Genomic DNA, 24,878 nt, shown 5'->3' with positions numbered 1-24,878 from the left:
GAGGAGTGGATGAGCCGTCGCAAGCTGTTCGAGAGTCCCGAACCGTCCAGCCAGATGCTGGGTGTTGGACCGGCCTATGTTTCAGTGGAGGGCCTGCGCCAGCACCTGGCCGAGTTCCTGCTGTATGCGGGCCGGCCGGTGGTGATCATGCGCGGGCGCAGCGAAGTGGGCTATTTCCTGCCGGCGCGCTGCTGGCGCCAGCGTGACGATGATCCGCTGGCGGCGGCCGCCGCCGACCAGCTGCTGGATGCGGCCGGTTTCCAGGCCGAGGACATCCAGCAGGTGGAGCAGGAATTCAACGCGATGCGCCAGCGCACCGTGCTGCATTCACGACGCTGAGCCTTCGGTAGAGCCGGGCTCATGCTCGGCTTCCAGCCCAGGAGCTGAGCATGGGCGTGGCTCTACAGGAGATCCACGCCACGCGTGGATGGGGTTACGCTGGCACCCCGCGCTCACTGGTGATGCGTGCACCTTCGCGCATCACCAGCGTCACCGGGGTCTTTTCCACCACCTCCAGCAACCGCTGCCACTGCGCATCGCTCAGCTCGGCGCTGGCATGCAGCACGCGGTGCACGTGGAAGCGTCCATCCTCGTCGCGTTCCGAGCGCAGCTCGGCATGGAACTCGCCCAGTTCCCAGCCCTTGCGCTGTGCATACATGCGCAGGGTAATCGCGGTGCAAGCTGCCAGCGAGGCCAGGTACAGATCGAACGGGGCGAAGCCCTTGCCCTGGCCGCCCAACGATGCCGGCTCGTCCGCATCCACATCAAAGCTGCCATTGCTGATGTGGTGCAGGTAGTTGTCGCCGGTTGAAACAATGCGTGCGTAGGCCATCAGGGTCTCCTGCCATCTGTAGAGTCGAGCCATGCTCGACCAACCCAACTGTAGAGTCGAGCCATGCTCGACCGCTTCAAAAGACGGCGCGGGCTACCTGCCTGCGCCGCCACGAATTCACTCGGTACGATCGTACGAGAACTGGATGCCCGCCGTACCACCGGTTTCAATGAAGAGGTTCATGAAGGCCGGTACCGTTTCCGAACGCGCCCAGTCGCGCTGCAGCTCGCAGAACAGCTGCGGCACGCTGATCAGCTGGCCACCGGCCTGTTCGATGCGGCGCAGTGCTGCGTCATGCGCCGCCAGCGAGGTACCGCCGACGGCGTCGACCACCACATACACCTCATAGCCTTCCTTCAACGCATCCAGGGCCGGGAAAGTCAGGCACGCCTCGGTCCACAGCGCGGTCATGATCAGCTTGCGGCGGCCGGTGGCTTCCACCGCCCTGCGGAACTCGACGTCCTCCCAGGAGTTGATGGTGGTGCGGTCGTAGGTGGGATAGTCGCCCAGCACCTTGCGCAGCTGTGGAATCGGCGGTTTGTTCAGGCCGGTCTTGACGTTCACCGTCGAATGCACGATCGGCAGACCGTAAGCCACAGCGGCCTTGGCGGTGCCGACGATGTTGTTGACCAGCAGCTGGCGGTCCATCGAGGCGATGGAGTTCACCTGCACCGGCTGGTAGTCGATGATGATGAAAGTGGAATTCTGCGGGGTCAGCAGATGATCGCTGGCCGGGTCGCGGATCGGTTCACTGGACATGATGGGTCTCCGGTTGAAAGGAGTGCCGACAGCGGACGGCACCCGGGGGCAGCTCAGCTGCGCTGCGAATCCAGCTGCTCCTGGCTCTTCTGCACGTCCTGCGCCTTCAGGTAGCTTTCGATCAGCAGCTGGTAGTTGGGGAAGATCTTCGTGTAGACCTCGGCCCACTGCTGGGCATCGTCGCGGTTCCAGGTGCGCTGGATCTCAGAGGCCACTGCGGCGGTATCCATCGGCACCACGCCGGCCTGCACCACGCGGGCCAGGGTGATCTCTTCGGCCATCTTCGAATAGGTGCCCGAGGCATCGATCACCGCGAACACCTGGTAGCCATCGGCGACGGCGGCGATCGACGGGAAGGCCATGCACACGCTGGTGATGGTGCCGGCAATGATCAGCTGCCTGCGGCCGGTGGCCTTCACCGCGGCAACGAAGTCCGGGTTGTCCCAGGCGTTGATCTCGCCCTTGCGCGCCACGTACTGGGCATGCGGGGCTGCGTCGTGGATCTCCGGAATCAGCGGGCCGTTCGGGCCCTGCGGGACCGAGGCGGTGGTGATCACCGGCATCTTTGCCAGCGTGGCCATCCTGGCCAGCGCGGTGGCGTGGGCGCGCACGGTGGTGAACGGCATGTCACCGATGGTCTGGAACAGGCCGCTCTGATGGTCGATCAGCAGCATCGCGGCGTTGTCCGGATCGATCACCGGGCGGGCACCGTTGAAGTTGGCGGGGGTACTCATGGTCAGTCTCCTGGGGAAGTGGGCGATGGCCCGTTGGCGCGGCGGGTGATCGCCCGCCGCGCGGAAGCGCTCAGTGCGCGATCCGGCCGAAGCGGCCGCTGTTGAAGTCGTTCACCGCCTGCGCGATCTCGGCCTGGCTGTTCATGACGAACGGGCCATAGCCCACCACCGGCTCGTCGATCGGCTCACCGCTGAGCAGCAGCACGGTGGCGTCGCTGTCGGCGTCGACGAACACGTCCTCGCCGCTGCGGTCGAAGGTGACCAGCTGCGCCTCGCCGACCGGCTGGCCGCCGTTGATCCGGACCGTGCCCTTCAGCACCACCAGCGCCAGCGTGCGGCCGTCGGCTACCGGCAGTTCGGCGTGCTGGCCCTGCCGCAGGCGGATGTCCCAGACATCCATCGGCGTGTGGGTACGGGCCGGGCCGGCGTGGCCGTCGAAGTGGCCGGCGATGACACGCACGCGTCCGGCGCCGTCGGGCAGATCCACCGAGGGAATGTCTGCATCGAGCAGGGTCTGGTAGCCCGGCGCACCCATCTTGTCCCGGGCCGGCAGATTCACCCACAGCTGCACCATGTCCAGCGTGCCACCGCGCCTGCTGAATTCCGGCGTGTGGAATTCCTCGTGGAGGATGCCGGAGGCAGCCGTCATCCACTGCACGTCACCCGGGCCGATGGTGCCACCGGCGCCGGTCGAATCGCGATGCGCGACCTCGCCCTCATAGACGATGGTGACGGTCTCGAAACCGCGATGCGGATGCTGGCCGACCCCGCGCGGGGTATCGCTAGGGGCGAAGGTGTACGGGCCGGCATAGTCCAGCAGCAGGAACGGGCTCAGGTGCTGGCCGTGGGTGTTGTAGGAAAACATCGAGCGGGCGGGGAATCCGTCGCCCACCCAGTGCGGGCGGGGGGCGCTGTAGGTACCGGTGACACGCTTCATGGCGATCTCCTGGCCGGGGCTGCCGGCCGCTGTTCTTCGTTGCGGGAGACGATATCGCCGCGACAATAGGGTCGGTAGACGCCAATATTTGCCGTCATAGTCCTATCTGGTGAACAATGGGTGCGCGCCTTGGGCCACAGGAGATCGCCCCGTGTTCATCGCTGATATCCGCCGTTGCGACCTCAACGACCTGTTCTATTTCGCCATGGTGGTCGAGCACGGTGGCTTCTCGCAGGCCGGCCGGGCGCTGGCGATGCCGAAGTCGAAACTGAGCCGGCGCATCGCGCTGCTGGAGGAGCGCCTGGGCGTGCGGCTGATCCAGCGTTCGACCCGGCGCTTCTCGGTCACCGAGGTTGGCCAGGACTACTACCGCCACTGCAAGGCGATGCTGGTCGAGGCCGAAGCAGCCGAAGAAGCGATTGCGATGTCACGCGCCGAGCCGCGCGGCACGATCCGCCTGGCATGCCCGATCGCGATCCTGCACGCGCGCATCGGCCCGATGCTGGCCGACTTCCTGGCCCTGCATCCGCAGGTGACGGTGCAGCTGGACGCCACCAACCGCCGCGTGGACGTGGTGGGCGAGGGCGTGGACGTGGCGATCCGGGTGCGGCCACCGCCACTGGAGGACAGCGACCTGGTGGTGCGCGTGCTGGCGCGCCGGGTGTGGTGCACCAGTGCCAGCCCGGCGCTGCTGCAGCGGCTGGGTACGCCGCAGGTGCCGGCTGACCTGGCGATGATGCCGACCGTCGACCTGGCCTCGCCCAGCCAGCAGCATGCCTGGGAGTACACCGGGCCGGACGACGTGCAGGCCAGCGTGCATCACCGCCCGCGGCTGGTCAGCGATGACATGATCGCGCTGCGCGCAGCGGCGGTGGCCGGGGTAGGGCTGTTGATGCTGCCACGGATGATGATCACCGACGAGCTGGACAGGGGAGCGCTGGTGCCGGTGCTGCCGGAGTGGGTGCCCAAGCACGGCATCGTGCACGCGGTGTTCCCGTCGCGGCGCGGCCTGTTGCCCGCCGTGCGTGCGCTGATCGACTACCTCGCCGAGCGTTTCGAGGCGCTGGACGAACCGTAGGCTCCGCATCCACGCATGGCGTGGATCTACCGGGCCGGGGCGGCTCCCTCCGGCACATACACCATGCGCCCGTCCGGCAACCGATAGGTCACGCCGGCCTTGACCCCGCCACCTTCGCCGATCTCGCCGGTGGACTGGTAGCGGGTCAGTTCCTCGCCCTGCTTCACGGTGATGCGCATGTTGGCCTGGCCGGGGTTCTCGATCACGGTCACGTCCTGGCTGGTGAAAGGATTGAGCGGGTTGCGCACGATCACGATCATCAGGATGCCGGTGACCACCAGGAACAGGTCGATCAGGTTCACCACCGACAGGATCGGGTCATCGGCTTCGTCTTCGTCCATGAAGCGCATCAGTGCGCCTCCTGCAGGCGTTCGAACATGCGCAGTTCCTGCAGCAGCCAGCGTCGGCGCACGGTCAGCACCAGGTAGGTCAGGCTGGCGGCCACCAGGGCCAGGATCACCGACGAGAAGGCCACCACCATGTTCTCGCCCACGCCCTGCGCGTCGTTGCGGGTCAGCGCCAGCAGGGCGGGCCCCATCGGGATCATGGTTGCCACCAGGCCCAGCATCGGTGCGGTTCGCGAGACGATGCGCAGGCCTTCCAGACGCTTGAGGATATGCAGTTCCAGATCGTCACTGCTGCCGCCGTGGCGGGCCTGCCAGGCCAGCAGTTCGGGGCGGTGGCGGCCACGCCTGCGCTGCAGGCCTTCCCACAGGAAGGCGCCGAAGCTGAGGAAGGCGTAGGCCAGCGACAGCAGGATCAGCAGCAGGACCGGAGCCAGGAACAGGTGGGAGAGATCGTAGAGCGTGGATTCAAGCGCGTTCATGCGGAAGCCGGGTTGGAAGGAGAAGGGGAAGGGTCGGCGCGCCGTGCGTTGCGCCGCGATTGCAGCACGGCGCCTGCGCCGAGCAGGCCCAGCAGCACGGCGAGTGCCCAGCGCGTCGCCGGCGCGTGCGGGGCAGGCGGCGGCACCTGCCGCATCACCTGGCCACGCACGCTGGGCGAGGGGGCCGGTGCCGGCTCGACGGTGGCGGGTTGTCGGGCGGCGGCGGCTACATCGGGTGCCGGTGGGGCGGCCGATGCGCGGCCGAGCCCATAGCCCGGATGCACCTGCGTCGGTACCGGCTCCGATGTCGACGACGCCTGCAGCTGCTGCAGCCGCGCCTGAAGCTCCGCGCGGGTGCGGTCATCGGCGTGCCAGTAGCCGCGCGTGATCGCTTCCTGCAGGCGCTCGATCATCTGCACCTGCGCGCTGGCGTTGTGCTGCTCGAACCACTGCGCCAGGCCCAGCTGCCGGCTGTCGCGAACGAAGGTGTCATGCACCGCCTGCCACTGGTCGGCGCGAACCGTCTCTGGCGCGGTCACCTGCCAGCCGAACAGATTGTCGACGTTCTTCAGCACTTCCAGCGTGCCGGCATAGCCTTCGGCCTGCATCGCACCTATCCATTGCGGGTTGAGCGTCTGCGCGCGCAGCTCATCGGCGAGGAAGCGTGCGGTGCTGCGCGTGCGCGGTGCCGGTTCGCGCAGGTCGGAGACGTACAGCGCCGGGCTGGCGCCATCGAGGTGGCGCACGGCCAGCGCCAGCCCGCCCAGGTACTCGAAGGGATGGTCGGTGCTGAGCAGCCCATGGGTGTTGGAGGAGCGCGACAGTACCGCCGCCTGCACGCCGCGCAGCTGTTCGGCGAACAGGTTGCCGCCGGGCAGGGTGGTTGCCTGGCCATCACTGCCGTAGCCGTGCTGCAAGCGATCCAGGAAGCCGCTGGCCAACGCTGCATCGTCCTTGCCCGCCGTGCCGCTACGCGCCAGCACAGCATGATTGAGGCCGCTGCCGTACTCGCCGGGGGCATTGCTGAAGATGCGCAGGCGCGACAGACGCTGCGCCTGCTCCGCAGGAATGCCGTCGCGCTGCAGGCGCTGCTGCACGGCCACTGCATTGCCGGCAATCGGGTTGCCGGGCGAAGCCGGCATCGCCGCCAGCTGATCGATGGCGCCGGCCAGCAGGCGCAGGAACGGATCGAACTGGTCGCGGTAGACGCTGGTGGCCTGGATCACCACATCGATGCGCGGGCGTTGCAGTTCCGCATCGGGCACGATGTCCAGGGCGATCACCTTGCCACCACTGTCCCAGCGTGGGCGCAGGCCCAGCGCGTGCAGCACCTGTGCTTCGAGCACGCCGAGGTGGCGGATGGCCTCGCTGGACCACAGGCTGATGGCGAGCTTGCGCGGCAGCTGCCCATCGTGATCATCACGATAGGCCTGCAACAGCTGCTGCAGGGCGAGCTCGCCGGTGTCGAACGCCGCGCGGGTGGGAATGCGGTCGGGCTCGAACGCGAACAGGTTGCGGCCGCTGCGCAGTTCCGGCGTTCGGATCGGATCGCCGCCGGCGCCAGGCTGCACGAAGCCACCGCCCAGGCCGTGCAGCAGCGATTCGATCTCCTGCGTATCGGCCAGGGCAGCATCCAGTTGCACGGCACGCTGCAGCGCTGCGCGCAGATCGGGGTTGGCGACGCTACTGATCGGCGCACCTTCGCGCAGATGGTGCAGCAGCGTGCGATAGCCGAGGCCCTGCTGGATCTGCCGGTAGTCCACCGCAGTGGCCTCCATCGGATCTTCGCCCAGCGCTTTCAGATAGCCCGGGCCCAGCTGCTGCATCACCATCAGCAGGCGATGCTCGGGCGAAGCCGGCTGACCGAAGGTATGCAGCCCCAGTGGCAGATTGCGCCGTGCCAGCTCATGCAGGTGGTCGTGCAGCACTGGCAGGAAGCTGTCGAAGCGCGCCTGCATGTCCACTGCGCTCCAGCCCAGGTCGGCGGCGATGCCACTGTCAGTGGCCAGTGTGCGCAGGCGTGCGGCGGTGGCATCACGCACCGGTCCCTGGTCCAGCTGCTGCAGTTCGTGCACCACCGCGTGCAGGTCGCGCAGCTCGTCGTACAGCCCGGACGGTGCGAACGGCGGGGTCTGGTGGCTGATCACCACGGCACGGCCACGGCGCTTGGCCTGGATCGCCTCGCCGACGTTGTCCTGGATGTACGGGTAGAACACTGGCAGTTCACCCACTGCCAGCCATGGATAATCGGCGGCCCACAGGCCGCGGTCCTTGCCCGGCGTCCATTCCTGCGTGCCGTGGGTGCCGAAGTGGATCAGCGCATCGGCCTTCCACTGCTGGCGCAGGTAAAGGTATGCCGCCAGGTAGTAATGGCTCGGCACCGATGCCATATCGTGGGTGGCCTCACCGACACGGCCCGCGCGCGGCGGCTGCGGCATCAGCAGCAGGTTGCCCAGGCGCAGCCGCGGCAGCACGAACACCGCCTGTCCCTGCCGCTGTCGAACGGCAGGGTGGTGCGCAGGATCGCCCCACTGTGCGTGCAGTTCGTCGCGGCGCGCGGCGGGCAGGGTCGCCAGCCAGCGGCGGTAGTCCGCCACCGGCAGGGTATCGGCCAGCCCGGCATCGAGCAGCGCGTCCAGCCGCTCCGGATGGTAGTAGCCCCCCAGCAGTGCCTGCAGCTGCTCGATCAGGGTCTTTTCATCCACCGCGTGCGTCGAATACCCGGCCTGTGCCAGCCGTGGCAGCAGCGCCTCGATGCTGCGCGGTACATTGAGATGCGAGGCGGACAGGTTGCGCTCGCCGTCCGGTGCATTCCAGAACAGCAGCGCCACGCGCTTGTCGGCCGCGGCGGTGTGGCGCAGCGCCGCCAGCCGCTGCAGTTTGGCGGCCAGTGCATCGATCTGTTCGGGAATCGGCTGCAGTTCACCGCGCGCATTGGCCGAGACCACGATCGGATCACTGGCGCCCCAGGCTTCGGGCACGGCGACGAAGGTCGCCAGGGTCGCCATCGGAATGCCGGTGGTCGCCGCGCGCCAGTCATCCGCATCGCCTTGCCGATGGTTCAGCGCCTGCAGCACCGGCACGTCCAGCGTGGAAAATTCGGCCGCACGCGCGCTGCCGTTCTGCAGATGGGTCAGGTTGACCAGCGCATCCACCTCGATGCCGCGCAGCGCCTGCTGCAGGCCGTCGTCGGCGGCGGCATCGAACCAGACGCCGAACAGCGCGATCCTGCGTGCGCGCCCGGCCTCGATCAGCGCGTCCAGCACCTGGGTCTGCATGCCGCTGAGCATGCTGCCGGAGATCAGCACCGCCACCTTCGGCCATGTTGCCTGATTGTCGCGCTGCCACTGCGCCTGCAATGCGTGCGGGCTGTCCAGCCACTGGCTGCCGGCCGTGCTGTAGCCGGTGGCCGGCAGCACCTGCGGCAGCGGCAGTCCGTCGGTTCCGGCATCGCTGCGCCAGGCCTGCAGGTATGCAGCCAGCGTGCGGATGTTGGCCTCGCCACCGTTGCCGTAGTAGCCGGCGATCCTGCGCGCCACCTCGGCGGGCAGCTGCCCGGAGGCCGGTGCGCCGCCACCCACGCGCAGCCATGGCACCTTGCCGTTCTGCAATGGCGCTTCAACCACGGCCATGACCTGTTCGACATCCGCTGGTCGCGGCGTATCCAGCAGCACCAGGTCGCTGCCTGCCGGCCAGCCGTCCGGCAGCGCGGTCGCAGGGTCGACCACCCGCTGCCGGAAGCGCACCCCTGCGGGCGCGCCCAGCGCGTCCAGGCGGGCGATTTTGCCGGGCAGCACGAAGCTGCTGCTGACCACGTCCACCTGCAGGGGCGCAGGCTCGGCATGGGCCAATGCGGCCGGCATCAGCCACCCGAGCAGCAGCCATGTCCACCCGCTGCGCATGGTCAGAACGCCAGTTGGATGCCGGCATGCACGTAGCGGCCGGTTTCCGGGTACGGGTACAGCGCACCGGTTTCGTCCAGCCGCTTGTCGGCCAGGTTGTCGATGCCGGCCACCACGCTCACCGCCGCGGTGACGCGCCAGCGCGCATCCAGCGACCACAACCAGTAATCAGGCAGGGTCACCTGGCTGCTGCCGGCCACCTGCTGCTGCGGGCCAACATACTCGCCGCGCACGGCGGCCTGCAGCGGGCCGCGCTGCCAGTTCAGTGCGGAGGCGCCGCTGCGTCGTGGGCGCTCCGGCAGCCACTGGTCGGTCTGGCGGTCGCGTGGGTCCAGCCAGCTCCAGTTCGCTTCGAAGGTCAGATGCTCGGTGATCGGCGCGGTGCCGGCCAGCTCCAGGCCACGGATGCGGGCACGGGCCACGTTGGTGTAGTTGCGCAGTTCGCGGCCGCGCACGCCGCAGGCACGCACGCAGGTGGTCTGGATCAGGTCCTTGAGGTCATTCTGGAAGGCGGTCGCCTGCACTGACCAGCGTTGTTGCTGCCAGGCCACCGACAACTCGGCGCTGGTGTTCTGTTCCGGCTTCAGCTGCGGATTGCCGACAATGGTGAAGCGCCCGCCGCCGCCCACCGCGGAATACTCCGGCGACAGCTGCTTCAGGCTCGGCGCCTTGAAGCCGCTGCCGATGCCGCCCTTGATCGTCAGTGCTTCGGTGGCATGCCACACCGCATAGGCGCGCGGGCTGTGGTGCCAGCCGAACTCGGGATGGCGGTCGCCGCGGCTGCCGAACACCAGCGAGAGCGCGTCGCTCACCTGGATCTCGTCCTGCACGAACAGCGCGCTCTGATCCGATTGCAGGTGTCCACTGCGTGCGCCGGCCGCATCGTCCAGTTGCTGGCGCCGCCATTCGCCACCGATGCTGACGCGGTGGCGCGCACCCAGCGCAACGGTGGCGCGGGCATCGACGATCTGGTCGGTCAGCTGCTGCGGCCGCGAAGCCTCACCGCGGTCGCGACGGTTGTCGCGGTCCAGCGTCGCGCGGTAGGCACTCACCCGGGTTTGCCCCCAGTCCCAATCGCCCTGATGGCTCAGCGTGGTCTGGCGGCGACGGATGTCGTCGATGGTTTCGTACACATAGGGCGCGGCACCGGCCTGCAGCGCATGGCGGCGTCGTTCCTCGCTGCCCTGCAGGTGCGACAGGTCGATGCGCTGGTGTGCGTCCGGAGTCCAGGTGAGTACCGCGCGGCCGGTGTTGGCGCGGCGCCCCTCCTGCTCGTCCAGGCGGTCGTCGCTCGGATCGCGGCTGGCATCCTTCTGTCGGTGTTCGGCAAACACGCTCAGGCCCAGCGTGCCGGGCAGCAGTGCGCCACCCGCATAGAAGCCGGCCTGGGCGGTGTTGCCACCACGGTCACCGCCGACCACGCCGGCGTTGTAGACCAGGTTGCCCTGCCAGTCATCGGTGGCGCGGCGGCTGATCACGTTGACCACGCCACCCAGCGCCTCCGAGCCGTACAGCGAGGACATCGGGCCGCGTACCACCTCGATGCGTTCGATCGCCGCAGCCGGCAGCCAGCCCAGGTCGAAATCCGAATGGGCGATGGCATCGGCCGACGCACTGACGCGCTGGCCGTCCAGCAGTACCAGCGTGTAGCCAGGGTCCATGCCGCGGATGCGGATGCCGCGGCGGCCGAAGCCGACCCCGGCCACGGTCACGCCCGGGCTGCCGCGCAGCGCATCGGCCAGGTCCAGCGCCGGCCGCAGCTGGATCTGCTCGCGGGTGATCACGCTGATCGAGGCAGGTGCGTCGCTGGCCAGGCGATCGGTGGCGGTTGCGGTCACCACGATCGGGTCCAGCTGCGAAGGGGCGTCTGCCGCCGCTGCCAGTGCGGGGGCCAGGGCAAGGAGGATCGCGCCGGACAGGCGGCGGGCAGGGATGAACCGGGACATGGGAAGGGGTCGCTACGAATGTGACGATATAACATAGCATCGTCTTCACGAGATCTTCATAGGCCGAAGGTCCTGCTCCCGGCGACCTCGCTGAACAAGGGTGCGGTATCGCGGCGGGGCGCCTACAATCCGGGCTCGGACCGTCGCCATCACGCCCATCATTCCCCGGTCCGGCCTTGGCACCTATGTCTCCCAATGCCCTGGCGCTGGTCGAGCTGCTGATCCGCGAGCGCCGTGCGTTGTCTCGCTTCATCGCGCGCTACCTCGACCCGGCCAGTACCGAGGACACCCTGCAGAACCTGTACCTGAAGGCCAGCAGCGTGCCCGGTGATCCACCGATCCTGGAGCCGCGCGGCTATCTGTACCGGATGGCCTATCACCATGCGCTCAACCGCAGCCAGGCCGACGCCCGCGAACGCCGTGCCATGGCCGAGTACGCCGTCGACATGGCCGAGGCAAGCCGTGATGGCGAGGCGCAGGCACTGGACCAGGCGCAGCTGCGCGAGATCACCCAGACCATCCTGGCCCTGCCGGCCCAGGTGCGCGAGTGCTTCGTGCTCAACCGCTACCTGGGCCTGAGCGAACGCGAGATTGCCGCGCGCCTGGGAATCTCCAAGAGCTTGGTCGGCAAGCATGTGCTGCGCGCCGCGCTGTTGATCCAGCAGCATCAACAGGGAACGCGCCGATGACCGGCGTTTGCCGTGGGCAGATCGCGCCCGCCGTTGTCACAACAGGAAAGCGCACCCGTTCGCGGTGCGGCAGGCCACAACCATGACCACGTCCGAACCCTCGCCGCGTCAGGCCAGGCAGGCGTTGCGCTGGGTGATCCGGTGCAGTGCAGGCCCGCTGCCGGAACGCCAGCAACGAACCCTGCAGCGCTGGCTGCAGGCCGATCCGCGCCACGCGCTGGCCTGGCGCCAGCAGCAGGCGTTCTGGCAGGGGCTGGATGCCGCCGGGCCCGACGTGCTGGCGGCGCTGCCCGGGTTGACGGCTGATCGCCAAGGGCTGCGTCCGATCACGCCGCGCCGCCGCCTGCCGTGGCTGCTGGCCAGTGCTGCCGCGGTGGTGCTGATGGTTGCCGCTGCGCCGCACGCGCTGCTGCTTGCTCGTAGTGACCTGCGCAGCAGCGATGCGCCGCGCGTGGTGCAGCTGGACGACCGCAGCACCGCCGTACTCGACGCCGGCACCGCACTGGCGATCGAGTTCGATGGCCAGCAGCGCCACCTGCGCCTGCTGCGCGGCCGGGCCTGGTTCCAGGTAGCGCACGAGGCTCGCCCGTTCCAGGTCGAGGCGGCGGGCGGCGTGGTCCGTGACGTCGGCACCGCCTTCAGCGTGTCGATGCTGGATACCACGGTCACCACTCAGGTCAGCGAAGGTGTGGTCGATGTGCGCCCGGGCGATGGCAGCGTGCAGCGCCTGCATGCCGGACAGGCAGGCGTGTTCCGTGACGGGCGCTGGCTGCAGCCGGTGCAGCTGGAAGATCCGGAGAGCATGGCGCCATGGCGGCGTGGCGAGGTGGTGATCGATGATCAGCCGGCCGCGCAGGCCATCGCCGATCTGGCGCGCTATCGTCGTGCGCCGGTCTGGGTACTGGGCGGGCAGGGTGCACGCGTACGGGTCAGTGGCCTGTTCCATCTGCAGCAACCGGAGACCGCCATCGATGCGGTGGCCGCGCAGGCGGGACTGCGCGTGCAGCGCCTGCCTGGCGGCGCGATGGTGTTGTGGTGAGGTGCAGCCGGTTGATGGCAGAAAGCGCCGCATGAAAAAAACATGAAAAAACCGTGGGCACTCGCCGTGCCCCGTTGTCTATAGAGGTATAGCCAGAGCGAAACACCGTTTTTCCTCAAGCCAGACACACCACCGGCACCGGATGTGCCGATGGTCCCGCCCCGCTTGAGGAGTTCCTGTCCATGCCGTCCACGGCATCCGCCTGTCATCGCCGCGCCACTGTCCTGGCCCTGGCCATCTCCACCGCATTGCTGCCGCTGGCCTGGGTGCCGGCCGTGCAGGCGCAAACGGCGATCGTCGCGCCACTGCGCCAGTACACCATTCCGGAACAGCCCCTTGCTGATGCTGTGCGTGCCTTTGGCCGCCAGGCCGATGTGCAGGTGGTGTTCCGCAGCGATCTGGTGGAAGGCCGTCGCTCCAGCGCGGTGAGTGGCGAGTACAGCCAGATGCAGGCGCTGCAGCAGCTGTTGCGTGGCAGCGGCGTGCGCGCGCAGCGCGGCATGGATGGCACCTGGAGCCTGCGTGCCGCAGCGGAGTCGGGTGAGGGGGAAGGGGTGCGGGTGACCGAGACACTGGACGTGGCCGGTCGCCTGCAGTCGGAAGGGGGCGAGGCCCGCGATCGGCGCGGCTACGACGATGTGTTCGCGCTGGACCTGACCACGGCGTATTCGGGACGCGACCGGGTGGAGCGCTACCGCGGCTCCAACCCGGCCGACGTGGTCAAGGATCTGGTTGGCGTGTTCAGTGGCGATGCGCGCAACAGCGGCGCGCTGGACATCAACATCCGCGGCATCCAGGGGCCGGGGCGGGTGCCGGTCAGCATCGACGGTGGTGAGCAGGCGCTCACGGTCTGGCGCGGCTACAACGGCGTCAGCAACCGCAACTACATCGATCCCAACCTGATTGGTGGCATCCAGGTCATCAAGGGGCCAGGGCTGGTGCGCGATGTGCACAGCGGGATCGGTGGCGCGCTGGTGATCAAGACCATCGACGTCGATGACATCGTGGAAGCGGGTGAGCGCTTCGGCGGGGAGCTGAAGATCGAAGGCAGCAGCAATGCGGTGGCGCCGCGCCTGCCTCGCCTGCATACCGGCGAGGACTACCGCACGGTGCCGGGCTTCCCGCAGGGCTCGCCGAACTCGCCCTACGACGACCGCACCCTGGTGGTGCCGGTGAAGTCGCGCAGTGGCAACAACCCCTTCGATGGCGAAGACCAGGCCTGGCGCCTGGCGCTGGGTGTGCGTGGCGACAACGTCGACCTGATGGCCGCCTATGCCTGGCGCAAGCGCGGCAACTACTTCTCCGGCAGCAAGGGCAGCGGCTACTACGACCAGGACCGGCGCGAGCAGTTCGAGTACCAGGGCATCGACTACATCACCACGCTGGCGCGCTACTTCAAGCCGGGCGATGAGGTGCCCAATACGTCCAGCGAACAGGAATCGTGGCTGGTCAAGGGGAGCTGGCAGATCAACGACGACCAGCAGTTGAAGGCCACCTGGCGGCGCACGCTGTCGCACTATGGCGAGATCATGCCGTCGCGCATCCTGTCCGCGCCGGACTATGGGCGCATCCAGTGGCCGCTCAGTCGGGTCGATTCCGATGCGTGGAACCTGGAGTACCGCTTCCAGCCGGCCGGCAGCCGTTGGCTTGATCTGTACGCCAACCTGTGGCGCACCGAGACGGACAGCGACACCTACACCGCCGGTGGGTTTCCCAATTTCGCACCGGGTAATCCGGCGTGGAATCCCGGGGTCAGCCCGATCCTGCGCAACACCGCACTGGCCAATGCGCGCAATGACCGTACCGGGCTGACCTTGAGCAACCGCTTCGCGCTGCATTCCACGCTGGACCTGACCGTGGGCGGCAACTGGCAGTACGAGAAGCTGGGTTCGCGCGACCCGTACTTCGGCACGACCGATGGATGGCGCATGTTTCCGCGTGCTGGCCGGCGCCAGGAGGGCGAAGGCTATCTCAACCTCGAATGGCGTCCGGTCGATTTCCTGACCCTCAACGCCGGCGTGCGCTACAGCCGTTACTGGGCGTTCGACGACTTCCTGCAGGCCCACCCGGAGCTGCTGACCAAGGGCGTGGGCAGCAAGGAGGCGACCTATCGGACCAATGAGCTGCCCGAGCGGCCGGCCAGCCTGCAGGCGGAGATCGATGCACTGGAGGCCGAACGCGAGTTCTGGGAGAGCATCGGCATGGGTTCGGTGATTGACGATGCACTGCATGGTCTGCTGGCGTACTACGAGACGCCGCAGGCGGTGGAACACCGGCTTCCGTGGTTGCCCGATGCCAATGGCAACTATGCCCGTGCGACCAACCCCTGTCTCAACGGCGAGGTGGCGGGCATACCTGGCGTGCTGCCGATCTACCCCGGCAGCGACCTGGTCTGCACAATCGGCAACACCATGCAGTCGCGGCCGGTGGATGGGCGCAATGACCGCCGCCGCGATCACGCGTGGTTGCCCACATTCTCGGCCACGGTGAACCTGTCCAAGGCCGCGCGCGTCTACCTGCGCTACAGCGAGGCAGTGCGCTTCCCCAGCATGTTCGAAAGCACCATCGCTTTCTCCAGCAGCCTCAATCCGCTGTACATGCTCAAGCCCGAGCATGCCTACAACTACGAGCTGGGCTACGTACACAACCTGTCGGGCCTGTTCGGAAACACCGCCGATGCCGACGTCAAGCTGGCCTATTACGTGCACAAGACCCGCAACGTAATCGAGCGCGACGCCTACTTCCTGTTCGACAACATCGACAAGCAGACCATCCGCGGCATCGAGCTGCAGGCACGCTTCGACAACCGGCGCTTCTTCACCGACCTGGGTATTTCGCGCACGCTGGAAAACGAGGTGTGCGACGAAAGCACGGCCGTGCTGCTGGATGCCAACCGTGGCCTGGTGCCGAACTGCGTGCAGGACGGCTTCGTCAGTGGCTACCTGCTGACCCAGGCGATTCCGAAGTTGTCGGTGAACCTGTCGCTCGGTACGCGCCTGTTCGATGAACGGTTGGAACTGGGCAGCCGCATCGTGCACTACCAGCGCCACGAAAACCCCGATCTACAGGCCTACCGCGACCGGTTGCTGGCCGGTGGCAGCAGCCTGCTGTGGCAGAACGTGCCGTTCACCTGGGGCAACATCACCACCGTCGATGCATACGCGCGCTGGCGCTTCAACGAGCACGCCAGCGTCGAGCTGGTGGGCAGCAACCTCGGCAACCGCTACTACGTCGACCCGGCCACGCGCTCCACGCTGCCGGCGCCGGGCCGCACCCTCAAGCTCGGCATCACCGCGCGCTTCTGACCTCCCGCTTTCAAGCGTTGTACCCGTAGTTCCCACAACCCAAGGAGCAATACCATGAAGATGATCTCCCGTTCGGTTCTCGCCGTTGCTGCCACCTTTGCCCTGGCCGGCACCGCGCATGCCGCTGACATCGTCGGTGCGGCCAGCCCGGTGACCGACGCCGAGCTGTACGTCGCTGTCGGCGAATCGCAGGTCAACGGTGGCCCGCACCAGGCAGGCAAGGCCGGTATCGGCGTCGGCACCGTCTCCAACGCCAAGCCGGTCGATTTCCAGGGCCTGAGCCTGTACTCGGGCACCACCACCGTCAATGGCACCGCCGTGCGCACGCTGGCCATGCCGATCACCGGCGCACCGGGCAGCCATGCCGGCATGGGCCACTTCAACTTCGTCAAGGTTGGCAGTGGTGACGTGTGGTTCGGCGAGTGGTCCAAGGATGGCGCCGCCGGTGGCTTCAACAACCGCCAGGTCTACTTCGTCGGTGACCGTGCCGGCACCACGCTGCCGGCTGGCGTAGCCACCTACAGCGTCGCGGGCCTGAACAAGTTCAACGGCAGCAACCTGCTGTCCGGCACCTTCCGTGCGGACTTCGGCAGCGGCAAGCTGCTCGGCGGCCTGACCGGTGGTGGCCTGGCGATCAACGTCAACGCCAACATCAACAGCGCCAACGCCTCGTTCGCCGGTACCGCCACCGCCAACGGCAACGTTGCCGGCGCCACCCAGGGCCAGTTCTTCGGCGCCAACGCCGCCACCCTGGCCGGTATCGCCACGTTCGCCGGCAACAGCCAGTACGACACCGCCTTCGGCGGCAGCAAGAACTGATCGCCACGCCCCTGACGGGGCAGGGCAGGGACAAGCCGCGATCCGCCAGTCCCTGCTTCGGCCCGCTGCACGCACCACCACGGATCGACCATGCGCCATTCCATTTTCCTTGTCGTGCTGCTGTTGGCTGCCGCTGATGTGCGCGCCCAGCAGGACGATCTGCGCCGCGTGCTTGAACAGGGCACCGAACTGCGCCACCAGCAGCAGGACCAGCAGCGCCTGCAGCAGGCCGAGTCGGAGCGGCCGACCATCACCATCGACGGCCAGACCCTGCGCGTGGAGCGCACGGTCGATGATCTGGGCCAGGCGCTGTACCTGTCACTGCAGCATCAGCAATGGCAGGCCGCCGCTGCGTTCCTCGCGGAGTACATCGAACTGCCGGGGCATGACCCGCTGCTGCGCCACTATGCGCAGGGGGCGCTGGCACGGGTGGCCGGCGACCATCGCCGCGCGGCGACGGAGTACGAAGCGCTGCTGGCGGCGCAGCCGGATTTCCTGCCGGCCCGCCTCGAACTGGCGCGTGTCTATGCGGAAGACCAGCGCGATCGCGATGCGGTCGCGTTGTTCACGGCCATCGCTGCGGGCATCAATGCCGATGATCCGGCCACGGCCGGCGTCCGCGCGCGCGTGGACGGCTACCTGGCTGCCCTGCAGGCGCGCCAGCGCTGGAAAGGCGCGCTGTCGGCCGGCCCGGCATGGAGTGACAACATCAACCGCAGCTCGGCCAGCCGCACCTGCCTGTTCGGCGTGGGCGACGCCTGCATCATCGAACGGAAACTGCCCGATGCCCAGCGCGCGGCGGGCCTCGACTACGATGCCAGCCTGGAACGGCGCTGGATGCTCGGCGGGCATCATGGGCTGTACGTGCGCGGTCTCGCCTTCGGTCAGGCATGGCGCGGGCACAGTGCCTACAACGAGCTCAATGCCAACGTGCAGGCAGGTTACAGTTGGCGTAGTGCGCGGCAGACCGTGATGCTGGCCCCCAGCTATGACTACCAGGGCCTGGGCAACCATGCGCTGCAGGGCGGCAGTGGCGTGCACGGGGAATGGCAGTACGCCCTGGATGCACGCAGCCTGCTCAAGCTGGAGGCCGACTGGAAGCGCCAGCGGTATCGCCAGCAGGGCCTGGCCAGCAACTACGACGGCGAGCTGGCGTCGCTGTATGCCACCTGGTTCCGCGCGCTCAATCCGCGCTGGACGGTCTTCGCCGGGCTGGATGTCACCAACAGCAGCGCAGCCGACCCGGCCAACGGTTACCGCCAGCGCGGCCTGCGGCTGGGCGCGGCACGGCAGTGGAGTGGCACCACGGCCACCGTATTCGTGTCGCTGCGCCATCGCGACTACGACGCCTGGAGTCCGCTGCTCGAGGCGCGCAGGCAGGACGACGAACAGAACCTGATCGCCATCGTACGCAGCGAACGCCTGGCCGTGGCCGGGCTGGTGCCCAGCCTGAGCCTGCGCTACGCCCGCATCGACAGCAACGTCGGCTGGCTGTACAGCCACGACCGCAGCCTGCTCAGCCTGAAATGGGAGCGTGCGTTCTGAACGCGCCGCTGCAACGCCGGAGTGAATGCGCCGTGGCGGCGATCTTCATCGATCATCACGCGCCCTTGTAGCCCGCTTCGCGCATCCTGCAGGCGTTGCGGCAGAGGTGGGCCGCGTGTATCGAGGAGCGCCGGTCGTGCTGGAAGCGGGCAACAAACCAGAGGGCCTGAAAGGGCTGAGGGTGCTGGTGGCGGAGGATGAATTCGCCATCGCGATGTTCCTGGTGGACTACCTGGAGCTGAAGGGCGCGCAGGTGGTGGGGCCGGCCGGAGACCTACAGGCGCTGGGGCGGCTGCTGGATGACAACCCCATTGATGTGGCCCTGCTGGACATCAACCTGGGCGGCGAACAGGTGTACCCGCTGGCCGATCGCCTGGCCGAGGCGGGCACCCCGTTCATGCTGACCTCCGGCTACGACGACAACCTGCCCAGCCGCTTCGCCAGCGCGCCCCGCTGCACCAAGCCCTATCACATCGAGGCCCTGGTCCAGCAGCTGGCGGGGCTGGTGGCGACGCCGCAGGCCCCTGCGGGCATCGCCTGATTGCGCGGCATGTCACGCCGCATCGAAGGGCTCCAAGCTGCCGAGCGCACGGGCAGGCCGCTCTCGCGGCAGGCGCATACACGGCATGACGGCATGGCCGCCCGTATTGCCCAGCACGACTGGTCATCCACGTCATTGGGTGCGATCGAACGATGGCAGCCGCATCTGCGCGCCACCGTTGACCTCATGCTGGCGCACGGCTTCCCGATGATCGTGCTGTGGGGCGAGCAGCTGGTGCAGCTCTACAACGATGGTTATGCCGAGATCCTGGCCGACAAGCATCCTGGCGGGCTGGGCCAGCCGACCCGCGAGTGCTGGCCCGAGGTCTGGCACATCAACGGCCCGATCTACCGGCGTGTGTGGCAGGGCGAGACCATCACCTATGAGGACAAGCTCTATCCGCTGGCGCGGCGGGGGCGGTTGGAGGATGTCTGGTTCACCATCACCTACAGCCCCATCCGTGGAGAGGAAGGATGCATCAACGGCGTGCTGGTGACCATGTTCGAAACGACGTCCGCGCATGTCGCACAGGCGGCTCGCGAGCGCGAAGAGCAGAAGCGCCGTGAGAGCGACCGTCGGTTGGCGCTGGCCTTCAAGGTGCTGCCGGTGGGTGTCTGCATTGTCGACGCAGACGGCAAGCTGCAACTGTCCAACGACCAGATGCGCGCTTACCTGCCCAGTGGCAAGGTGCCCTCGACCGATGCAGAGAACCAGCATCGCTGGCGCGGCTGGCATGCGGACGGTTCGGCCATCGGCCCCGAGGACTTCGCCATCGCCCGGGCATTGCGGGGCGAGACGGTGGTTCCGGGCCTCGAGTTCCAGTTCACCCATGATGACGGTCGCGCACGCTGGACACGCGTCGCGGCCGCGCCACTGCGCGATGCAGACGGGGAGGTGACCGGCGTGTTCGCGATCGCCGTGGACATCGACGACCTCAAGCGCGCCACCGAGCGCCAGTCGGTGCTGCTGGCCGAGCTGCAGCATCGGGTCCGCAACATCATGTCCACCATCCATGCCATTGCCTGGCGCACCCGTGTATCGGTCAGCAGCGTGGACGAGTATGCCGAGCGCCTGTGTGCGCGGTTGATGTCACTGGCGCGCACGCAGAGCCTGCTGACCCGCGGCGCCAATGTAGGAGTCTGCCTGCGCGGCATGCTCGACGAGGAGATTGCGGCACAGACACCGGCGGCGGCGGCCTATCACCTGCAGGGTGAGGATGTGCTGTTGCCACCGAAGGCGGCCGAAGTGCTGTCGCTGGCCATCCATGAGCTGGCCACCAACGCGCTCCGGCATGGCGCGCTCACCCACGAGGATGGCCGGATCGACGTCTGCTGGCACCTGCAGGTGCAGGACGGGCAGCCGTGGCTGGGCCTGCACTGGTGCGAGCGCCATGCCGAGGTGGAGGGCTGGGAGATGCCGCGCCAGCGTGGCCTGGGCCGGGTCCTGATCGAGCAGCGGGTGCCCTATGAGCTGGCCGGCAGTGGCGAGCTGCGCTTTGCCCCGCAGGGGCTGGACGCCTGGATCCGCTTCCCGCTGCGCGAGCGCGACAGCCTGCTGCAGACCGACGCCCCGGACACCGGCCCCCTGGGGTGAAAGGGGATTTATCCCCAATTTGGCCAATTTGGGTATAGTGGTGCTCATCCACCCTGCCTGGAGCCGTGCCATGACCCTGCCGCTGGATCTGCCTGGCCTCGAGAAGGCCCCGGCCTCGTCGGTGAAGACCCGGGGCTGGCCGAGCCTGATGCGCACCGTGCGCGAGAAGCAGGCGCTGGTCATCACCAACCACAATCACCCGGAAGCGGTGATCGTGGACATCCGCACCTACCAGGAACTGCTGGCCAAGGCCGCCGGCGGTGATGCCGGTGAGCGCAACGAGGAACTGCAGCGCCTGCGCAGCGAGTTCGACCAGACCCTGGCAGGGCTGCAGCGTGGGGAAGGGCTGGGCAAGGTGCTGGGCCAGCCGATCCGGCGCGGCCGCAAGGTCACCCTCGGCCGTCCGCTCTGATCGATGGGACGCATCCTGGCGCTGGCCGGTGTCAATGGCGCCGGCAAGAGTTCACTGCTGGGCACCTGGCTGGACGCCGAAGGAGTGAGCTGGTTCAACCCGGATTCCTTCACCCGCCGCCTGGTCGACGCCGGCTGGCCGCTGCCGGAGGCCAACGCCGAGGCCTGGCAGGAAGGTACCCGCCGCCTGCGCCAGGCCATGGCCGACGGCACCGACTTCGCCTTCGAGACCACACTCGGTGGCAACACCATCCCGCGCCTGCTGCGTGAAGCCTGCGAACGGCATCAGGTGGCGATCTGGTTCTGTGGGCTGGCCGATGTCGAGCTGCATATCGCCCGTGTTGCCGCACGCGTGGCGGCCGGTGGCCACGACATTCCGGTGGAGAAGATCCGCGCGCGTTTCGATTCGGCGCGCGCGAACCTGCTGGAGCTTCTGCCGTACCTGGCCGAGCTGCATGTCTACGACAACAGCGCACCGGCCGACGGGCAGGGCTGCGTGGTGCCGCTGCCGGTATTGGCCATGGCCGCGGGCGAACTGCAGTACCCGGTTGCGGTAGCCGATCTGCTGCACACGCCGGGCTGGGCCAAGCCCATCGTGATGCGTGCGATGGAGTTGAACACACCCCAGTAGATCCACGCCATGCGTGGATGCCTTCCGCACATCGCGCGACACTGCGCCGTGCACGACTGGGCGCCACCGGAGCGGCGGCTAGACTGGCCGCACATTCAAGGAGGATGACATGCACGGACCTGCGACGTTCCGCTCCACTTCGATCTGCCTGGTGCTTGCTGCGCTGGCACTGTCCAGCCTGCCGGCGATGGCCGGACAGCCTGCCGTCAAGCGCATGGTGCCGCCACCCAGCCTGGTACAGGCCTACCGGGCCGCCGAAGCCAGTCTGCGGCGTATTCCCGGTGACGATATCGAATCGGACTTCCGTCCGGTGTGGACGGGAGTTGCCGATCTCGATGGTGATGGCCGTGCCGAGGTCGTGTATTTCTACACGTCCACCTACACAGGTGGCAGCTTCGCGCAAAGCAATGTCGTGGCGGTGATGACGGCGCTGACGGCGAACGATCCGCGCGGCCAGGAAAACCCGAAGAGCCTGTCGCCGGTGGAAGCAGAGGACTATGCCGCCATCCGCAGGTATGGCTATGGTGACGACGCGGCTGAACAGATTCCAGGCGCCATCCGCGCCATCCGCATCCAGGGTGATCGCATCATTGTCGATTTCACGGTCACTGCCGGGGCAACAGTCTGCGAATGGATGAGCCCGAACCGCCACGTCTGCCCGCCGGAGGGTCACTACACCTGGACGCTGCGCTGGACGCCGGGGAAGCTGGCCCGCATCAAGAAGTAGCGCCTGGGTAGCGCCGGGCGTATCCGCCCGGCGCCACTGACTCTATAGATCCACGCCATGCGTGGATCGCGTTCTGCGCCCAGCCTCAGGCCGGCTTCACCTGCTCGGGGTCCGCAACGTCCGGCAGCGGCGGCAGGGTCGGGTCCACCGTCACCGGTGCATCGCTCATCAACAGCGCAGCGGCTTCCTTCCTGCAGCCGACGGCCGGCGGTGAACCGCGCAGCGGCAGGCCGGCGGTCTCCTTCACGAACAGCATGGTCACCAGCCCGATCACCGCCGCGCCCATCAGGTAGTAGGCCGGCACCAGCGGATCGCCGGTACGCTCCACCAGCCACGCGGTCACCAGCGGCGTGGTGCCACCGAACAGCGACACCGACACATTGAAGGCGATCGACAGCGCGCTGTAGCGCACCGGGGTGTAGAACAGCGCCGGCAGCGTGGACGGCATCGAGCTGGTGAAGCACACCAGCGCCAGCCCCAGCAGCATCAGGCCGAGGAAGATCAGCCCGTCGTTGCCGCTGCCGACCAGCAGCAGGCACGGCACCGCCAGCACCAGCAGCGCGATGCAGGCACCGATGATCATCGGGCGGCGGCCAAGCTTGTCACTGAACAATCCGCCGACGATGTTCAGCGGCATCATCACCAGCATCACGATGATGATCAGCAGCAGGCCCTTGCTCTCTGCATAGCCCATGGTGACGCTGAGGTAGCTGGGCATGTAGGTCAGCAGCATGTAATCGGTGACGTTGAACACCAGCACCAGGCCCATGCACACCAGCAGCTGTCGGCCGTGTACCTGGAACAGCGCGCCCAGCCCGGGCCGGTCGTGCTCGCGCTTCTCGGCTTCCTCGGCGAAGGCACGGAATGCCGGGGTTTCCTCCAGTTTCATGCGCATGTACAGGCCGAGCAGGCCCAGCGGGCCGGCCACCAGGAACGGAATGCGCCAGCCCCAGTCCAGCATCTGCTCGCTGCTCAACAGCATGTGCAGCGCGGTGACGGTACCGGCGCCGGCGATATAGCCGCCCAGCGTGCCGAACTCCAGCCAGCTGCCCATCAGGCCGCGGTTGCGGTCGGTGGAATACTCGGCGATGAAGGTGGCCGCGCCGCCGTACTCGCCACCGGTGGAGAAACCCTGCACCACGCGTGCCAGCAGCAACAGCACCGGCGCCCAGATGCCGATGCGTTCGTAGGCGGGAATCAGGCCGATCGAGAAGGTGCCCAGCGCCATCAGGATCATGGTGAACGCCAGCACTTTCTGGCGGCCATAGCGATCACCCAGCGGGCCGAACACCAGGCCGCCCAGGGGGCGCACCAGGAAGGCCACGGTGAAGGTGGCGAAGGCGGCGATCACCTGTGCGGTGGGATTGCTGGACGGGAAGAACACCTGGCCGATGGTGACGGCGAGATAGCCGTAGACACCGAAGTCGAACCACTCCATGGCATTGCCAAGGGCGGCGGCGCCGACGGCGCGCTTGAGCATGGGCTTGTCGACGACGGTGATCTCATCGACCTTCAGGTGGCGGCGGCGTTTGAACCAGCCGAAATGGGCATGTGCATCGGGGGTGTCCTGCATGGGGGCTCCCTTGTGGGTAGAAGCGGGGAAATGAGCGGTGAGACAGGTCCCGGAAATCGGAAACGGCGATGCAGGCGCAAGCGGCGCAGGGGCATCGGAAGGCGGCGTGGGGGCCGGGGAAGGTGTGCAGGCGCAACGCCACGCGCACGGCAAAGCACCGCCGCAGGGGCGGAAACGCGGCAACGCAATCACAGCGGCCGCGAAGTCAGCGGCCGGGGGTCACAGCAGCGTAGGGAATGCAGGCAGCGGGCCTGCGGGCGTCATCCGCCGGGATCCAGCGCGAGGCGATGGAAATGCAGGGCGGGAGCATTCGTGGCAAGCGAAGCGCCGGTCGGCAGTGCTTCCCACGTAACAGGTGCGCCCGTCACGTAGTGGGTCGTGTCGATCATCCGTTCATCATAACGGCATCGGCGTGAGCATGCAGCGAAGCAGACGGAACTGCACGCTGTGTTCCATCGCGCCTGTTCATGCGCGCACGCAACGCAATGACATGCGTTGAACGAACTCTGGTCGCGCCGCTCACGCAACGCTGTCTACGGTGGGGGTGAACGCAATCGAGAAGGAGCATCGCATGACCCGTCGCATTCCCGAAGGTACGCTGATCATCGTCGCCGACGGTGGTTCGGCCCGCGTGTTCACCAACGTCGGCAGCGAACATCAGCTGGCCCTGAAGCAGGAAGGCGAACTGCGCCTGCAGGACATCAGCGAACAGGGTGTATCCGGGCAGGGGCCGGCCGGTGCGGTGCCCAAGGACATGTCCATCTCCCAGCTCAACGAAGCGACGTTCGCCAAGCAGGTGGCCGAGCAGCTCAACGAAGATGCACTGAACAACCGCTATGCGCACCTGGTGCTGGTGGCCGACCCGACCACGCTGGGGCGCATCCGGCCGCTGCTGCACAAGGAAGTGCAGGCGCGCCTGCTGGGTGAAATCGCCAAGGACCTGACCAACGCACCGTTGGCGGATATCCAGAAGGCGTTGGCGGCGTAGCGC

23 protein-coding genes are annotated in these 24,878 nt (G+C 67.6%); 13 read left to right on the top strand and 10 right to left on the bottom strand.

The features are described 5' to 3' along the window. Window positions 1-9: 9 nt before the first annotated feature. Window positions 10-339: a hypothetical protein gene (locus AB1281_RS10105; RefSeq protein ID WP_005409871.1), complete on the top strand. Its 330-nt coding sequence runs from the start codon at window positions 10-12 to the stop codon at window positions 337-339. A gap of 94 nt (window positions 340-433) precedes the next feature. On the opposite strand, the gene AB1281_RS10100 is transcribed toward AB1281_RS10105, so the two are convergent. The 4 genes from AB1281_RS10100 to AB1281_RS10085 form a co-directional block, all read right to left on the bottom strand. Beyond that, window positions 434-832: an OsmC family protein gene (locus AB1281_RS10100; RefSeq protein ID WP_014037397.1), complete on the bottom strand. Its 399-nt coding sequence runs from the start codon at window positions 830-832 to the stop codon at window positions 434-436. A gap of 117 nt (window positions 833-949) precedes the next feature. Next, window positions 950-1,591, bottom strand: a complete 642-nt coding sequence (locus tag AB1281_RS10095) for a hydrolase (protein WP_075678071.1) — start codon at window positions 1,589-1,591, stop codon at window positions 950-952. A 53-nt stretch (window positions 1,592-1,644) separates the two neighbouring features. Then, window positions 1,645-2,325 carry a hydrolase gene (locus AB1281_RS10090; protein WP_430345790.1) on the bottom strand — a complete coding sequence of 227 codons (681 nt, stop codon included), beginning with the start codon at window positions 2,323-2,325 and terminating at the stop codon, window positions 1,645-1,647. 70 nt (window positions 2,326-2,395) lie between these two features. Further along, window positions 2,396-3,262, bottom strand: a complete 867-nt coding sequence (locus AB1281_RS10085; RefSeq protein WP_430345789.1) for a pirin family protein — start codon at window positions 3,260-3,262, stop codon at window positions 2,396-2,398. 151 nt (window positions 3,263-3,413) lie between these two features. Between AB1281_RS10085 and AB1281_RS10080 the strand changes: the two genes are divergently transcribed. Continuing rightward, on the top strand, window positions 3,414-4,340 hold the full coding sequence (locus AB1281_RS10080) for a LysR family transcriptional regulator (protein ID WP_164115068.1): 927 nt from the start codon (window positions 3,414-3,416) through the stop codon (window positions 4,338-4,340). A gap of 26 nt (window positions 4,341-4,366) precedes the next feature. Here AB1281_RS10080 and AB1281_RS10075 read toward each other — a convergent pair whose 3' ends face one another. From AB1281_RS10075 to AB1281_RS10060, 4 genes are read right to left on the bottom strand one after another with little or no spacing between them, the layout of a single operon-like run. Beyond that, the gene (locus AB1281_RS10075) at window positions 4,367-4,690 is read right to left on the bottom strand and encodes a DUF2149 domain-containing protein (RefSeq protein ID WP_430345788.1); all 324 of its coding nucleotides are present in this window, start codon (window positions 4,688-4,690) and stop codon (window positions 4,367-4,369) included. Further along, on the bottom strand, window positions 4,690-5,166 hold the full coding sequence (locus AB1281_RS10070; RefSeq protein ID WP_430345787.1) for a MotA/TolQ/ExbB proton channel family protein: 477 nt from the start codon (window positions 5,164-5,166) through the stop codon (window positions 4,690-4,692). The genes AB1281_RS10075 and AB1281_RS10070 overlap by 1 nt, the downstream gene beginning before the upstream one ends. After that, entirely contained in the window at window positions 5,163-9,068 is a 3,906-nt protein-coding gene (cobN, locus tag AB1281_RS10065; RefSeq protein WP_430345786.1) for a cobaltochelatase subunit CobN, read from the bottom strand. Before cobN ends, AB1281_RS10070 begins: the two co-directional genes overlap by 4 nt. Window positions 9,069-9,070: 2 nt before the next feature. Beyond that, entirely contained in the window at window positions 9,071-11,014 is a 1,944-nt protein-coding gene (locus tag AB1281_RS10060; protein WP_430344911.1) for a TonB-dependent receptor domain-containing protein, read from the bottom strand. Between the two features lie 185 nt (window positions 11,015-11,199). Here AB1281_RS10060 and AB1281_RS10055 point away from each other — a divergent pair, with 185 nt between their 5' ends. From AB1281_RS10055 to AB1281_RS10010, 10 genes are all read left to right on the top strand, one after another. Then, window positions 11,200-11,703, top strand: coding sequence for an RNA polymerase sigma factor (locus AB1281_RS10055; RefSeq protein ID WP_430344912.1), 504 nt, complete (start codon window positions 11,200-11,202; stop codon window positions 11,701-11,703). Window positions 11,704-11,785: 82 nt separating this feature from the next. Further along, the gene (locus AB1281_RS10050; RefSeq protein WP_430344913.1) at window positions 11,786-12,742 is read left to right on the top strand and encodes a FecR family protein; all 957 of its coding nucleotides are present in this window, start codon (window positions 11,786-11,788) and stop codon (window positions 12,740-12,742) included. 182 nt (window positions 12,743-12,924) lie between these two features. Then, window positions 12,925-16,047 (top strand): TonB-dependent receptor domain-containing protein, encoded by a 3,123-nt coding sequence (locus AB1281_RS10045; RefSeq protein WP_430345785.1) that lies wholly within the window; start codon window positions 12,925-12,927, stop codon window positions 16,045-16,047. Between the two features lie 54 nt (window positions 16,048-16,101). Next, window positions 16,102-16,866, top strand: a complete 765-nt coding sequence (locus AB1281_RS10040; RefSeq protein ID WP_430344914.1) for a Slam-dependent surface lipoprotein — start codon at window positions 16,102-16,104, stop codon at window positions 16,864-16,866. 90 nt (window positions 16,867-16,956) lie between these two features. After that, window positions 16,957-18,411 (top strand): porin family protein, encoded by a 1,455-nt coding sequence (locus tag AB1281_RS10035; protein ID WP_430345784.1) that lies wholly within the window; start codon window positions 16,957-16,959, stop codon window positions 18,409-18,411. Window positions 18,412-18,547: 136 nt separating this feature from the next. Further along, window positions 18,548-18,952 (top strand): response regulator, encoded by a 405-nt coding sequence (locus tag AB1281_RS10030; protein ID WP_049447331.1) that lies wholly within the window; start codon window positions 18,548-18,550, stop codon window positions 18,950-18,952. 9 nt (window positions 18,953-18,961) lie between these two features. Next, on the top strand, window positions 18,962-20,545 hold the full coding sequence (locus tag AB1281_RS10025; RefSeq protein ID WP_430344915.1) for a sensor histidine kinase: 1,584 nt from the start codon (window positions 18,962-18,964) through the stop codon (window positions 20,543-20,545). A gap of 70 nt (window positions 20,546-20,615) precedes the next feature. Continuing rightward, window positions 20,616-20,957, top strand: a complete 342-nt coding sequence (locus tag AB1281_RS10020; protein WP_014037381.1) for a type II toxin-antitoxin system prevent-host-death family antitoxin — start codon at window positions 20,616-20,618, stop codon at window positions 20,955-20,957. A 3-nt stretch (window positions 20,958-20,960) separates the two neighbouring features. Beyond that, complete coding sequence (locus tag AB1281_RS10015) at window positions 20,961-21,587, top strand: AAA family ATPase (RefSeq protein ID WP_430345783.1); 627 nt, start codon at window positions 20,961-20,963, stop codon at window positions 21,585-21,587. Between the two features lie 109 nt (window positions 21,588-21,696). Beyond that, on the top strand, window positions 21,697-22,314 hold the full coding sequence (locus AB1281_RS10010; protein ID WP_430345782.1) for a hypothetical protein: 618 nt from the start codon (window positions 21,697-21,699) through the stop codon (window positions 22,312-22,314). Window positions 22,315-22,399: 85 nt separating this feature from the next. Here AB1281_RS10010 and proP read toward each other — a convergent pair whose 3' ends face one another. Both proP and AB1281_RS10000 read right to left on the bottom strand, forming a co-directional pair. Then, a complete protein-coding gene (proP, locus tag AB1281_RS10005) occupies window positions 22,400-23,887 on the bottom strand; it encodes a glycine betaine/L-proline transporter ProP (protein WP_430345781.1) in 1,488 nt (495 codons plus the stop codon). Between the two features lie 260 nt (window positions 23,888-24,147). Next, window positions 24,148-24,276, bottom strand: a complete 129-nt coding sequence (locus AB1281_RS10000) for a hypothetical protein (protein WP_256202341.1) — start codon at window positions 24,274-24,276, stop codon at window positions 24,148-24,150. Window positions 24,277-24,458: 182 nt separating this feature from the next. Between AB1281_RS10000 and AB1281_RS09995 the strand changes: the two genes are divergently transcribed. Further along, entirely contained in the window at window positions 24,459-24,875 is a 417-nt protein-coding gene (locus AB1281_RS09995; RefSeq protein WP_430344917.1) for a host attachment family protein, read from the top strand. Window positions 24,876-24,878 lie beyond the last annotated feature (3 nt).

This window comes from Stenotrophomonas sp. NRRL B-14846, from assembly GCF_050473585.1.
GTDB lineage: Bacteria > Pseudomonadota > Gammaproteobacteria > Xanthomonadales > Xanthomonadaceae > Stenotrophomonas.
Note: the sequence above shows the minus strand (reverse complement) of the source record. Positions and strands in the feature narration are given on the sequence as shown.